12 protein-coding genes are annotated in these 14,139 nt (G+C 34.7%); 3 read left to right on the plus strand and 9 right to left on the minus strand.

Annotated features, from left to right (window positions below):
• Positions 1-15: 15 nt before the first annotated feature.
• The 9 genes from A9G08_RS11290 to polA all read right to left on the minus strand — a co-directional run bounded on the left by A9G08_RS11290 (position 16) and on the right by polA (position 11,630).
• Entirely contained in the window at positions 16-876 is an 861-nt protein-coding gene (locus A9G08_RS11290; protein ID WP_065563815.1) for a PTS system mannose/fructose/sorbose family transporter subunit IID, read from the minus strand.
• A gap of 38 nt (positions 877-914) precedes the next feature.
• A complete protein-coding gene (locus A9G08_RS11295; protein ID WP_081299586.1) occupies positions 915-1,733 on the minus strand; it encodes a PTS sugar transporter subunit IIC in 819 nt (272 codons plus the stop codon).
• Positions 1,734-1,781: 48 nt separating this feature from the next.
• Positions 1,782-2,762, minus strand: a complete 981-nt coding sequence (locus A9G08_RS11300) for a D-isomer specific 2-hydroxyacid dehydrogenase family protein (RefSeq protein ID WP_065563817.1) — start codon at positions 2,760-2,762, stop codon at positions 1,782-1,784.
• A gap of 321 nt (positions 2,763-3,083) precedes the next feature.
• Positions 3,084-4,757: an asparagine synthase B gene (asnB, locus tag A9G08_RS11305; protein WP_065563818.1), complete on the minus strand. Its 1,674-nt coding sequence runs from the start codon at positions 4,755-4,757 to the stop codon at positions 3,084-3,086.
• 158 nt (positions 4,758-4,915) lie between these two features.
• Positions 4,916-5,260 carry a YdbL family protein gene (locus A9G08_RS11310; protein WP_065563819.1) on the minus strand — a complete coding sequence of 115 codons (345 nt, stop codon included), beginning with the start codon at positions 5,258-5,260 and terminating at the stop codon, positions 4,916-4,918.
• Between the two features lie 106 nt (positions 5,261-5,366).
• Positions 5,367-5,552: a YnbE family lipoprotein gene (locus A9G08_RS11315; RefSeq protein WP_065563820.1), complete on the minus strand. Its 186-nt coding sequence runs from the start codon at positions 5,550-5,552 to the stop codon at positions 5,367-5,369.
• An 18-nt stretch (positions 5,553-5,570) separates the two neighbouring features.
• Positions 5,571-7,157, minus strand: a complete 1,587-nt coding sequence (locus A9G08_RS11320; protein ID WP_065563821.1) for an intermembrane phospholipid transport protein YdbH family protein — start codon at positions 7,155-7,157, stop codon at positions 5,571-5,573.
• Positions 7,158-7,201: 44 nt separating this feature from the next.
• A complete protein-coding gene (gltX, locus tag A9G08_RS11325; RefSeq protein ID WP_065563822.1) occupies positions 7,202-8,626 on the minus strand; it encodes a glutamate--tRNA ligase in 1,425 nt (474 codons plus the stop codon).
• Positions 8,627-8,855: 229 nt separating this feature from the next.
• The gene (gene polA, locus A9G08_RS11330) at positions 8,856-11,630 is read right to left on the minus strand and encodes a DNA polymerase I (RefSeq protein WP_065563823.1); all 2,775 of its coding nucleotides are present in this window, start codon (positions 11,628-11,630) and stop codon (positions 8,856-8,858) included.
• A gap of 205 nt (positions 11,631-11,835) precedes the next feature.
• Here polA and folE point away from each other — a divergent pair, with 205 nt between their 5' ends.
• The 3 genes from folE to ribF all read left to right on the plus strand — a co-directional run bounded on the left by folE (position 11,836) and on the right by ribF (position 14,133).
• Positions 11,836-12,492: a GTP cyclohydrolase I FolE gene (gene folE / locus A9G08_RS11335; RefSeq protein ID WP_065563824.1), complete on the plus strand. Its 657-nt coding sequence runs from the start codon at positions 11,836-11,838 to the stop codon at positions 12,490-12,492.
• 17 nt (positions 12,493-12,509) lie between these two features.
• Positions 12,510-13,007 carry a hypothetical protein gene (locus A9G08_RS11340; RefSeq protein ID WP_065563825.1) on the plus strand — a complete coding sequence of 166 codons (498 nt, stop codon included), beginning with the start codon at positions 12,510-12,512 and terminating at the stop codon, positions 13,005-13,007.
• A 187-nt stretch (positions 13,008-13,194) separates the two neighbouring features.
• Positions 13,195-14,133, plus strand: coding sequence for a bifunctional riboflavin kinase/FAD synthetase (gene ribF, locus A9G08_RS11345; RefSeq protein WP_065563826.1), 939 nt, complete (start codon positions 13,195-13,197; stop codon positions 14,131-14,133).
• The last annotated feature ends 6 nt before the right edge of the window (positions 14,134-14,139 follow it).

Below are 14,139 nucleotides of genomic sequence, written 5' to 3' on the forward strand. Positions count from 1 at the left end.
TATATTTTTTTAATTTTATAAAATTCCAATGGCTGCTAATACACCAAGTATTATTGTTAATCCAACTAATGCTTGAGTTACTTTTAACCCTTTCTTAGAAAAATAGAAATATAGTCCCATCACGACCATAAGAGGCAATACACCCGGTAGGATTTTATCCAACGTATCTTGGATGACAAATTCTTTACCGGATAAATTGAATTTCAAACTTGATGATACTTTTATGTAGTTAGCAGCTAAAATACCCATCATGAATAGGCCTAGAATGGACAAGCCTTCAATGACCATTTGCATTTTATTACCAACCACTTCGGTAGCCGCATTTCTTCCCAATTTGAATCCTAACTGAGCAAAATAGTACCCAACAAAAAGTTGATAGATAACAAATGCAATGAAAGGAAATAAAGCACCAATTGCTAGGCCTTCTTGAGCCCAAGGAAGCGCAATTGCAATAAAGATATATTGCACTGTTCCAGAGTCGATTGCGTCACCTATTCCGGCTAAAGCCCCCATTAAACCAGCTTTTGTATTATAGAGAACGTCGTTATCAATGCTGATCGGTTTCTTTTGATAAACTTCATCTGCTCTTACAGCTTCTAGTGACGCCATAATTCCTGAAATTGTTCCCCCACCCCAGGTTAATTGAGTGTTAAAGAACAATAAGTGCCTTTGATAAGCGGCAGAAAGCTCACTTTTTGATTTATATAATTTTTTGAGAATTGGCATCAATCCCCACATTAAAGAAGCGGCTAGATAGCGGTCAAATGAGTGTGGGATTTCATTTGCATAATACCAACGTAACCATGCAATAGTGATATCTTTTTTAGTTATTGCTTCTGGTTTGAGATCAATACTTTCTTGTACGATTTCAGTCATTATAAATTCCTCTTTTTAATTTATTAATCAATTAAAGATTAATAATCGTCATCATCTACTTGATTATTTGAATTACTTCTAGGTTGCTCAGCCGCAGAATTAACCGCTTCATTCTTTGCAAGGACAAAGATAAACGCAACAATAGCGCCGACAATTGCGTAGGTAACCATTGTGATATTCAGTGGTTTTGCAATTACGGCCATGAAGTAAGCTAATAAGAAGAAAATGATGTAATTTTTCTTACCGATAACATAAATAGTCAGAGCAATACCTACTGCTGCAAGACCACCACCAATTACATTAAGAATATGGAAAACAAGTCCACCAGCATTAGATTTAATGATATCTGCAATTATTGGCGCACCAAAATAGAGTGCGACAAACATAAATGGTAAAAAGAGTGCGACACTACAAATGATTGGTAAGATAATAATTGATAAAGTTAATCCCGAACTGTTAGCTTCGTCAGCATATCGTTCAGTTAATTTCATAATCATTGTATTGAGGAAAAATCTTAATTGGTATAAATACGATCCTAACAAACCAACAGGTACGGCTACCGCCACCGCTGCTGCTGGTTGCATATCGCCGAGTAATGCGACAGGTACAGCGATAGCTGTTGCAATTGCGGGTTCTGATGGCATTTGTCCGCCAGGAGAAAACACACCCATATAAATTAACTGTATTGCTGCGGTTATTATCATCGCGTTTGAAATATCATTAAAGACTATTCCAACAATTAACCCCGTCATCATCGGTGAGAATCTGAGTGTTAATGTTGCTCCACCCAGCCCCCGAGACATTACCATTGCAACCCATATTGAAATAATGGTTGCTTGAAGAAACGTTACATGCATTTCTTGCATATATAAACTCCTCGATTTTTTTATAATGTTTAAAAAATTTTAAGAAACAATTGATTGTAATTCTTGCTTATTGACAAATTTCTCTACATCTTCGACACATTTCTCCCCCATACCTTGCAAACACTCAATGGCATAAGCGGATGTATGTGGAGTAACAAGAACTTTTGGGTGTTGAACTAAAGGATTATCGTTATATGAAGGCTCGACATACATTACGTCAGTTGCATGACCAGCGACAATACCTTCATTTAATGCGTGTAATAGTGCATTTTCATCAATCAATTCAGCTCGAGCAGTATTGGTGATGTAAACGCCTTTTTTCATTAAAGAAAATTGGTGATCTTTTAAGATATGATAACTAGTTTCATTTAATGAAGCATTTAGAGAAATGATATCCGCATGTTTTAGTAAATACTCTAAATCAACAATTTCAATATTATGTTGATTAGCCCATTGTTTATTTACGTTTGGATCTACAACAAGTAAGCGCGCGTTAAATCCGTGTTTAAAAATTTCTGCCACACGGCTTCCAATATTCCCACAGCCAATAACGCCAACAACTTTACCCGTAACATTAATTCCCAAAAAAGAGGCTCTTTTTTTCCAATCATTTGATTTCACTGCAGCTTGTGACTGAACTGTTTGCCTAATTAATGCAAGTAGATTAGTCACTGCATTTTCGGCTACAGCATCTCGCTCCACTAGAGGGGGGACAATGGTGACAATCGTTCCATGTTCCCTCGCAGCAGCAACATCAACATTATTAAAACCTATTCCATGACGAGAAATTAAAAACAAAGGGTCTTTTTTATTATCAAAAAAATCTCTTTTAAAAAAAGGTCTAACACTAGCAATAAAAATATTAAAACCTTCTAAAGCCTTTGCTAATTCCTTCCCTGATATATCATTATCAAAAGTAAAATGTTTTACTTCGCCAATTTTTTCTAGTCGTTTTAAATGATCTGGAAAATTTTTTCCAAAACTACTTGAGTTAATTATCGCAATTTTATAATTATCCACTCCATACTCCTAATTTATAAAAAGATAAACGTTATTACTTTTTTATAAAAATTAACGCTCATAAACCTCTTTTTAACTTAAATGTGACAGGTAACATTGATTATAATTAAAATGTTTTTTAAAAAAGTGAATATAGATCACATATTTAACAAATATTATAAAAATCAGCTTTGATAAGGAGATAATTATTTTCTATCAGAAAATATACTCATAATGCAGGAGGACTTTACGAATATAGCTTTAAGAATGTAGCATTAGCTGATTCAATACATAATAAAAAAGGGCAATCATGCCCTTTTTAAAATTTAAGAATTTAATTTGCTATTTTTTATAAGCATCATTATGTACACCAACTGCTGCACGACCTGACGGATCATTTAGATTTTTAAATGATTCATCCCATTCAATTGCTTTTGCAGTTGAACAAGCAACGGTTGGGCCACCTGGTACACAATGTGCAGCACTTTCAACAGGGAATAATTCGTCAAAAATCTCACGATACATATACGCTTCTTTTGATGTTGGCGTATTGTAAGGGAAACGGAATTTTGCATTTTCTAGCTGTTGATCCGTAATTTTGCTTTCAGCAATTTCTTTTAAGGTATCGATCCAACTGTAGCCTACACCGTCAGAGAATTGTTCTTTTTGACGCCATACCACTGATGCTGGTAAGTAAGATTCAAATGCTTCACGAACAATGTGTTTTTCCATTTTACCGTTACTACCACACATTTTATCTTTCGGATTAATACGCATTGCCACATCTAAGAATTTTTTATCCAAGAAAGGTACACGCGCTTCAACGCCCCATGCAGCCATTGCTTTATTAGCACGTGCACAGTCATACATATGTAACGCGGCTAATTTTCGGACAGTTTCTTCATGGAACTCTTTGGCATTTGGCGCTTTGTGGAAATAGAGGTAACCACCAAATACTTCATCAGCACCTTCACCTGATAAGACCATTTTGATACCCATTGCTTTAATTTTTCTTGCCATTAAATACATTGGGGTTGAGGCACGAATCGTTGTTACATCATACGTTTCGATAAAATAAATAACATCACGGATTGCATCAATACCTTCTTGAATAGTGAAGTTAATTTCGTGGTGAACAGTACCTAGATGATCAGCAACTGCTTGTGCAGCCTTAAGATCTGGGGCACCTTTTAAGCCAACCGCGAATGAGTGCAATTGTGGCCACCATGCTTCAGATTTTTCATGATCTTCAACGCGACGAGCAGAAAACTTTTTAGTAATTGCTGAAATAACAGAAGAATCAAGTCCACCAGACAATAAAACGCCATAAGGAACATCTGACATAAGATGACTTTTCACAGACTCTTCTAGTGCAACACGAAGTTCATTGATATCTGTCTTATTATCTTTGACGTTATCATATTCCATCCAATCACGTTTGTAATAGGTTTTAATTTCACCTTCTGTACTTGATAAGTAACTTCCAGGAGGAAAAGCCTCAATAGTTTTACAAACCGGAACCAATGCTTTCATTTCTGATGCAACGTAAAACGTGCCGTTTTCATCATGTCCCATGTACATCGGAATGATACCGATATGATCACGACCAATAAAATAGGTGCCTTTATTAATATCATAAAGAATAAACGCAAACATGCCTTGTAAGTCATCAAGACAGTGAATACCTTTTTCTTGATATAGAGCTAAGATCACTTCACAGTCAGATCCTGTTTGGAATTCATAACGATCTTTGTACTGATTTCGGAGTTCTTGATGATTATAAATTTCGCCATTAACCGCTAAAACTAATGTTTTATCTTTATTATAAAGCGGTTGAGATCCAGTATTAACATCTACAATTGATAGACGTTCATGAGCTAAAATCGCTTTATCAGAAGCAAAAATACCAGACCAATCAGGGCCACGATGACGTTGCAGGCTTGATAGCTCTAATGCTTTTGTTCGTAGCTGTTCCGGATCTGATTTAATATCAAGAATACCTAAAATCGAACACATTGAATTTCTCCATTTAAAATCGCTATAGCGATACTATTTACTAATAAAATTTATTTTAAATATTATTGCAAGCAAATCACAAAAATAACAGGATACACATTATTGATTAACATTTAAAGTACAATATCGTTATACTTTTCCTATAATAAAGATTGCTTTTATTTTTTTATCCACTGCCCTTGCTGTTTGATGTATTGACCAGCAGGCGTTTTTTCTTGAGCTTTACTTCCTGCTTTGTTTTGAACTTCAACTAGTGGCACGTTACTTTCAGCTGATACTTTTTGGTACTCTTGTTTACGAGCCTGATTAATTAATTGGGCAATTTCGCTTACATTACCTTCATTTTTTACAACGCCTAAATAACCATCGGTTTGTTCTCCCACTAGACCATTAGCTTTTGCTTGAGGTAGTGAATTAATCGCTTGATCTAAATTTAAAGCAAAAACAGGCAAAGCTAATAGGATTGATAATAATGCTACTGTTGCTTTTTTATAGATATTCATAACAGACTCCTTATTAAATACATCATATTAAGATGAATTAAATATGTAAAAACGGTTGAAATTTAAATGTTTTGCTATAAAAGTCGTGTTTATGCACTCATTAATATTAATATAAACCTGATTTATTAATAATATTATCTAGCGCTTTGTCCACTTTGATATTAATTTCGTGATCAATCTTAACGTTCAAATTGATATTAATTGGTTCATTTGGTGCTTGCACTTTAACCGTTGGCGTACAACCCATTAGTACAGCACTACACACTATAATTGTAATAATAGTTTTAATCATAGAATAACCTCTTATCTATCAAGATTTCCTTTTTAAATACGCTTCAATACGTTTGCGAATAGGTTCGTTAATTTGATCGGAAAGTTGTAAACTTATTAATAGTTTTGCAATATTCTCTTCAAGATTTATATTCAAATTCACCGCTTTACCATTTTCAACATCACGGTTATTACCTTGAATATTTAGTCCTAATTTAGCAATTTCATTTTGATAACTCACCATACCCGACAACTTAATATAATGAAAATTTTTGATTATATCAGTGAGAATTTTCATATTCGGGTTAGCTTGGGCATAATTTTTCAGTGCCGTATTTTCAAACTGTAAATATCCTTCATTAACCGTAACTAACTGGCCGTTTTTTATGACGACTTCATTAAAAGCTGTCCCTTTTTTACTGGACGGTAATAATGTTATTGGCAAAGTGCCATCAATTGCCCCATCTCCAGCTAAACCATCGGCAGGATATTTAGCCAAGATATCTTTCAATTGTATCTTTTTTAGCCTTAAATTAAATTGTTGGGGTAATTTAGCTAAATTCAATTGTCCCTGATCAAGAAAAACTGAGCCAGAAAAAATAGCGGCTTGCGCTTTCGTCCATTTCACTAACCCTTTACTCGGAGCATTTAGCGATGCTGAATAACTACCTGCTAATCTAATCTTCTCGAAATTAACACCAATATTAACTTGTTGAATAGTTAATGCGGGCGTTGAAATAGTAAATTGATTGTTATTAAATGAAATATCGATGTTGCCAACTGCGGATTTAAATTCACTCGCTTTAAATATGCCATCAAATTTATTAATTGTTAATGTTGATTTTGCATTAATTTGTTTCGATTCAAGCGAAATAGGTATTGTTACTTCAAAGGTCAGTTTTCCTACTAATGGTTTAACAATTAAGTCATCTGAAAATTTCGCTTTTTCAATATTAAAAAAAGCGTTGTCTGAACTCTTTAAAATAACTTTATCGCTAGTTAAAACCCCAGTAAATGGTAAAGTCAGATTACCTTTTTCTATTCCAAATTGATTCAAGGAAGTCGTCAAGACCCCCTCTTTGATTTCGAAACAAGAATTTAACTGATCAAACGAAAGGTTAGCAGTTAATGTATGTTGATTATTACTTGATAGATTAAGTTGTATTGTATTTTGCTCTTTAGTGGCCTGAACCTTCAGGTTAACTAACTCTTTTTTCTGTTGATAAAATGTTAAAGAGTCGACATTGATATTATTTGGAAGCCAATAAATGATAGTCGATACAGTGGAAGAATTAGGAGAAGATTGATTAAGCTCTTGTGTATCTGTCACCTTTGGCAAGCCTGATTTATCAGTTGAATCGGACCAGTAAATATCAATACTTTTTGCCGTAAAGGTTGACAACGATAGTTTGACATTGCTCGCTTTTAACGATAATTGTGTCTGTTGTGAAATAGTTAGCTCATCAAAAGATAATCCGCCGAGGCCGATATCAATACCTTGCCAATCTATAGAAAGATTATGTTCATCCTTGAATGATAACCAATATCGCCAACCATATAAGCTTAATATCACTATTATGAGTAATATAAGAGATGGAATCCAATAACGTTTTTTTAAGCGAGCCATAATAAACTCTCAACAAGTGGATCGCCGAATAGTATCGGCGATTATTATGCTTGTTCTCTGTTAGCAATATAAGCCAATGCCTTGTCAATTCTTGCTAATGTACGTTTTTTACCAACAGCATAAACCGTTGCATCTACAGAAGGCGATTGCCCAATTCCCGTTACTGCAACACGAAGTGGCATACCTACTTTACCCATCCCGACTTCAAGCTCGGTGGCTGTTGCCTCAATAGCATGATGAATTTTATCAATTTGCCAATCAAAATCTGAAATTGCTGCAATTTTAGCTTTGATTAGCTCTAAAGGTTCTTTTGCAACAGGTCGTAAATGTTTTTTAGCTGCATCAGCATCAAACTCATCAAAATCTTGATAGCAATAAGTACATGACTCTGCCATTTCTTTCAATGTTTTACAACGTTCACCAAATAGTTTCACTATAGTAATTAAATCAGGACCTTGTGTTAAATCATAACCTTGCTGATTCATATGCCAAACTAAATGCTGTGCAACATAATCAGCATCTAAATGATTAATATAATGATGATTTAACCAAAGTAATTTTTCAGTATTAAATGCACTGGCAGATTTACTTACTGCATCTAATGAAAAGAAATCAATCATTTCTGGTACGGAAAATATCTCTTGATCGCCATGAGACCAGCCTAGACGAACTAAATAGTTAAGCAAGGCTTCTGGCAGATAACCATCATCACGGTATTGCATCACACTCACTGCGCCATGACGTTTAGAGAGTTTTTGTCCATCGTCACCTAAAATCATTGATACATGACCATATTCAGGTAATGGTGCGCCTAGTGCTTTTAAAATATTAATTTGACGAGGCGTATTATTAATATGATCTTCACCACGAATAACATGGGTGATTTCCATATCCCAATCATCAACAACGACGCAAAAGTTATAAGTTGGAGAACCATCAGTGCGACGAATGATTAAATCATCCAGCTCTTTATTGGCAATTTCAATAGGACCACGAATTAAATCGTTAAAAATAACAACGCCATCGACCGGATTAGCAAAGCGAACAACATGTGGTTCGGTATGTGAATGCTGTTTTTGTACTTCATCACAACGACAATGACCATCATAACGCGCTTTTTCGCCTTTTGCCATTTGCTCTTCGCGCAATTTCTCTAAGCGTTCTTTTGAGCAATAGCAACGATAAGCCGTTCCATTGGCTAACATTTCGTCAATAACTTGATTATAACGATCAAAACGTTTGGTTTGGAAATATGGGCCTTCATCCCATGATAATTTTAACCAATTCATACCTTCCATAATCGCATCAATCGCCTCTGGTGTTGAACGTTCAAGGTCGGTATCTTCAATACGCAATACAAAGGCGCCATGCGCATGGCGGGTATAAAGCCACGAATAAAGCGCAGTACGTGCACCACCAACATGTAAGTAACCAGTTGGGCTTGGTGCAAAACGGGTTTTAATTTTCATGAAATAATCCTATTAATAAAGAGCCCTAAATGTCAATTTATCACTTATGCTCTTTTTATTTAACCGCTTTCCATCAATAGGAAAGGCAATTGCAATAAGTTCAATTTAGTTGCTTATTTTAACACGTCAAAAGGTTTGAGCAAGCCGTCAGTAATAGACAAAATTAGCAACTAATTTAAGTAGTTACTCAATATAAAATCGAGTATAAAAATATAAATTATCAAAGTTATTAATGAGCTTCATCCCAATTATTACCAATACCAACATCCACTTTTAATGGTACTGAGAGTTGATAACAATTTTCCATGATAGATTTAATAGATTTACTATATTCACTAACAAGCTCTTCTTTAACCTCAAATACAAGTTCATCGTGTACTTGCATTAACATTCTGATATTACCGTTAGGCTGGGCTTTAATCCATTCACTCATCTTGATCATAGCTGTTTTAATAATATCAGCTGCTGTACCTTGCATTGGTGCATTAATTGCTGCACGCTCAGCCCCACGTTTTTCATTAACTCTAGATGAAGTGATTTTTGGTAAATATAATCGTCGTCCTGATAAGGTTTCAACATAGCCCTGCTCTGATGCCTGATGACGAATTTTGTCCATATACATTTGTACGCCAGGATAACGTTCAAAATAACGATCAATATAGAATTTTGCTTCTTTACGAGGAATATTAATTTGTTTAGATAACCCAAAAGCACTCATGCCATAAATTAATCCGAAATTTACGGCTTTAGCTCTTCTTCGCTCTTCGGCGGTAACTTCTGGCTCTGGTTTACTTAGAATTTCACTCGCTGTCACTCGATGAATGTCTTTATCATGGGCAAAAGCATTTAGCAAACTTTTATCCTGCGATAAATGCGCCATAATACGTAGCTCAATTTGCGAATAATCAGCTGAAATAATTTTATAACCTTTTGGAGCGATAAATGCTTGGCGAATACGGCGACCTTCCTCGGTTCGAACAGGAATATTTTGTAAATTAGGGTCGTTTGATGATAATCGTCCAGTTACAGTACCAATTTGGTTATAATTGGTATGAATTCGGTGATCAATTGGACTAATCATCAACGGTAGTTTATCTGTATAAGTATTTTTTAATTTGGCTAATCCTCGGTAATATAAAATTTTACGAGGTAATACATATGTATTTGCTAATTCACTTAATACTTCTTCACTAGTTGAAGGATCGCCTTTAGGCGTTTTTTTGAATACGGGTAATCTGTGTTTATCAAATAAAATTGCTTGAATTTGTTTTGGTGAACCCGGATTAAATTTTTCACCCGCAAGGAATTGTAACTCTTCTTCAGTATCCTTTAATATTTTGCTAAGTTCTTTTGAATACGCTTTTAATTGTTCAGCATCAACAAGAACCCCTGTTCTTTCCATGTCAGCTAAAATAATTGCTAGCGGCATTTCAATATCTGAAAATAACTTAGTCAGTTTTTCATTTTTTTCTAGCTGTGGCCATAATTTTTGATGTAATTGAAGAGTAATATCCGCATCTTCTGCTGCATATTGGGTTGTTTTTTCAACATCAATAGTATCAATACTTGATTGCTTTCTACCAACTTTAGTTAATTCATCATAAGTAATTGTTTTATATTTCAAATAGCGTTTTGCCATACTATCCATGTCATGTCGTTGAGTGCTATTTAATACATAGGACTCTAACATGGTGTCATAAGCAATACCCTGCACTTGAATGCCATAGTTCGCCAATACACTGTAATCAAATTTGGCATTTTGGACGATTTTTTTGATTTGAGGATTCTCTAATATTGGTTTTAATTTTGCCAATACATCATTAAGCGGTAACTGCTCTGGAACACCTAGGTATTGATGAGCTAGAGGAATATAAGCAGCTTGATGTGGAGTAACACTTAGCGATATCCCAACAAGCCTAGCATGGAAATGATCGACATTATCCGTTTCCGTATCAAATGCAAAGGCTTCACAACTAGTTAATTTTGCAATCCATTCATCTAATTGTGTATTGGTTAAAATACATTGATAATCCTTTTCGTGTACTTCAGTCTCTAGCTCCTCTTGGTCAATCGAGGACAATTCCCCTTCAATTTCGACAGGAATTTGACTTTGCTGATTTAAAAAGTTACCCGTGATTAATTCTTTTTGCCAACGGTGGAAATCATAATAAGCAAACAATTCAACTAATTTAGTTGTATCGATATCACCTATAAGCAATTGTTCCGTCGTAAAATCTAATGGAACATCCGTTTTAATTGTCGCCAATAAATAACAAAGGTCAGCTTCTTTTTTATGATCAGCCAATTTACTTTTTAATGATTTAGCACCACGAATAGGCAATTTTTGAATTTCATCCAAATGGCTATAAATATCATTTAAACTTTCAAAATGCGTTAATAAATTTAGTGCCGTTTTTTCACCAATTCCCGGAACACCAGGAATATTATCAGACGTATCACCTCTTAGTGCTAAATAATCAATCATTTTTTCTGGCGGGACACCAAATTTTTTCATAACACCTTCTGGGTCAAGAATTGTGTTATTCATGGTATTTATTAGTGTGATTTTATCACTGACTAATTGTGCCATATCTTTGTCACCAGTACTGATTAGTACCTCAAGATTTTCTTTTTCCGCTTGTCTAGCCAATGTGCCTATCACATCATCAGCCTCAACTCCATCTACGCAAAGCAGTGGTAATCCCATCGCTTTTAAAATAGTATGAATTGGTTCGATTTGAGGTCGTAAATTTTCAGGCATTTCTTCACGAGTCGCTTTATATTCGCTATAAAGTTCATTACGGAAAGATCCGCCACTTGCATCAAAAACGACAGCAATATGAGTTGGATCATATTGATTTATTAGACTGCGTATCATATTGACCACCCCAAAAATAGCCCCAGTCGGTTCACCTTTGGAATTAGTTAATGGAGGGCATGCAAAAAAAGCACGATAAAGATAAGAAGAGCCATCAATCAAAATAATTGGCGTATTATTTGGCATTAATAGTTACCCAAATGTTATTTAATACAGTTGTTATTAGTATAACCTAATTAGTAACAATATTCTTGTGAGTACCGATAATATAGTGTAAAAATATTCGAGATCGAATCGATCTTTAAGTCAAATTGATTAATTAAAAATACTGTATATCCCTATATCACTATTATATAATACTGATATCTATTTTCGTCTGAGTATCAAATAAATGACAGAACTAAGTCCTGCAGCACAAGAGGTCAAAAAAGCACTAGCAGCTAAAAATCTTGAAACCCCATCATGTCGTTTACCTATGGACAATAGCGAAAGGAAAGCAAAAATAGAAGCACATTTCCGAGAAATCATGAAACTTATGGAACTCGATTTAAGTGATGATAGCCTTGTTGAAACTCCGCACCGCGTTGCAAAAATGTATGTTGATGAGATCTTTTCTGGACTTAACTATCATAACTTTCCCAAAATCACCCTGATTGAAAACAAAATGCAGGTTGATGAAATGATTACCGTCCGTGATATTACTTTAACTAGTGTTTGTGAGCACCATTTTGTGACCATTGACGGTAAAGCCACTGTTTCTTATATCCCAAAAGATAAAGTGATTGGTTTATCGAAAATCAATCGGATTGTTGAATTCTTTTCCCAGCGCCCGCAAGTGCAAGAAAGATTAACCCAACAAATTTTGGTGGCACTACAGACCCTATTAGGAACAGTTAATGTTGCTGTTTCAATTGACGCTACACACTATTGCGTTAAAGCTCGAGGTATTAAAGATTCCAATAGTTTAACGACCACGACCGCATTAGGTGGAGGATTTAAAACGAATCCAAGCACCCGACAAGAGTTTTTGCGCGCATTAAATCATTAATAATATAAGGATATTGAATGAAATATTTATCACTCATGTTTATGATACTGTTTATTACAGCATGTTCTGAACAGGAATCTAATCATAATGATAAATTTATTGGTTTTTGGGTTGAAGGTGGTCCGGATTATAAACATACGGCGTCGATCGCCAATCTTGTTGAAATAAGTAAACAAGGAGACAATTACTTTATCAATGAAAACTACGTTTATGGTAATGGTCAAACCATTGCGATGCGAAAACTCACAAAATCACAAGACTATTTCGACGGACTGGCTTATCCATCAGAAAGAAATTTTGGTTTAGAAAACAAAGTGACTATGGATGATGATACAAAAATCGGTATATTTAATACCCATTTCTTTCGAATTTCAAAAGAAGAAGCAGAGCACATTAAACGCGATGTAAAAGAGTGCGAAGAGATAGAAAAAAACCGTTTTTTTATTCCTAATGAGCAACAAGCTGAATATAAAAAACGGGCAAAAGAACTGGCTTATTGTCGGATTTTTTGGTAACGATCCAAATTCACGCCAATCTAAATTCAGTGGATTTTTGTGACAGTCGTATGGGAATTGATTATTCATCAAAATCCCAAAATCAAATACAACCGAAAATCAACTTTATATTACGTGCATCTTTAAGAAAGATTGGTATAATTCACAGCTATTTTAGTTAAAACATCACAATTAATAGCACGCTTTCATGAAGATCATTCGCGGTATTGATAATTTAAACAATCAATTTACTCAATGTGTACTTACATTGGGCAACTTTGATGGCGTGCATTTAGGACACCAACAATTAATTAACCATTTAATAAAACAAAGTAAGAAATTAAACTTACCAACAGTGGTTATGTTATTTGAGCCTCAACCTTTAGAGTTTTTTTGCAAACAAAATGCCCCGGCAAGATTAACCTCATTTAAAGAAAAGGTCGGACTAATTGAAAAATTGGGTATCGACTATATTATTGCGGTGCCATTTACCCAAACCTTTGCCAATATGTCAGCCCCAGATTTTATTCAAGATTGGTTGATAAACAAATTACAAGCTAAATATATTGTTATTGGTGATGATTTCCGATTTGGTCGTGAGCGTAAAGGTGATATTAATCTTTTACAACAATATACTCATAACAATCAATTTGTAGTTGAGAGTATGCCCACGTTTGTTTGGAATGATTTAAGGATCAGCAGTACGGCTGTTCGTGAGGCGTTATTTAATAGTGATTTTAAATTGGCTCATTGCCTTTTAGGCCGTAATTATGCCATTGAAGGGAAAGTGGTTCATGGCAATGCGTTAGCTAGACAATTAGGATTTCCGACAGCCAATATCCATTTAAATCGAAAAAAAACCGCTTTACAAGGCGTCTATTTTGTAAAAGTCAAAAACTGTTGTAGTAATCAGCATTATCATGGCATTGCCAATATCGGTATAAGACCAACCATTGAAGGCAAAAAGGCTATTTTAGAGGTTAATCTATTTGACTTTTCAGGTGATATTTATGGACAATATTTAGACGTTATATTCGTTCATAAGTTACGCGACGAGAAAAAATTTGATTCGCTAACCGATTTAAAACAACAAATTGCACAAGATGTTTGCACTGCGAAACAGATCAGTGCAAAATTAACCAATTAAAAAGTA

This window comes from Gilliamella sp. wkB195, assembly GCF_001690445.1.
GTDB classification, from domain to species: domain Bacteria; phylum Pseudomonadota; class Gammaproteobacteria; order Enterobacterales; family Orbaceae; genus Gilliamella; species Gilliamella apicola_E.

Excerpts from the sequence above, each read along its gene's own strand:
- A9G08_RS11290 (WP_065563815.1), bottom strand. The coding sequence starts at position 876 with ATGACTGAAATCGTACAAGAAAGTATTGATCTCAAACCAGAAGCAATA.
- A9G08_RS11295 (WP_081299586.1), bottom strand. The coding sequence starts at position 1,733 with ATGCATGTAACGTTTCTTCAAGCAACCATTATTTCAATATGGGTTGCA.
- asnB (WP_065563818.1), bottom strand. The coding sequence starts at position 4,757 with ATGTGTTCGATTTTAGGTATTCTTGATATTAAATCAGATCCGGAACAG.
- A9G08_RS11310 (WP_065563819.1), bottom strand. The coding sequence starts at position 5,260 with ATGAATATCTATAAAAAAGCAACAGTAGCATTATTATCAATCCTATTA.
- A9G08_RS11315 (WP_065563820.1), bottom strand. The coding sequence starts at position 5,552 with ATGATTAAAACTATTATTACAATTATAGTGTGTAGTGCTGTACTAATG.
- A9G08_RS11320 (WP_065563821.1), bottom strand. The coding sequence starts at position 7,157 with ATGGCTCGCTTAAAAAAACGTTATTGGATTCCATCTCTTATATTACTC.
- gltX (WP_065563822.1), bottom strand. The coding sequence starts at position 8,626 with ATGAAAATTAAAACCCGTTTTGCACCAAGCCCAACTGGTTACTTACAT.
- polA (WP_065563823.1), bottom strand. The coding sequence starts at position 11,630 with ATGCCAAATAATACGCCAATTATTTTGATTGATGGCTCTTCTTATCTT.
- folE (WP_065563824.1), top strand. The coding sequence starts at position 11,836 with ATGACAGAACTAAGTCCTGCAGCACAAGAGGTCAAAAAAGCACTAGCA.
- A9G08_RS11340 (WP_065563825.1), top strand. The coding sequence starts at position 12,510 with ATGAAATATTTATCACTCATGTTTATGATACTGTTTATTACAGCATGT.
- ribF (WP_065563826.1), top strand. The coding sequence starts at position 13,195 with ATGAAGATCATTCGCGGTATTGATAATTTAAACAATCAATTTACTCAA.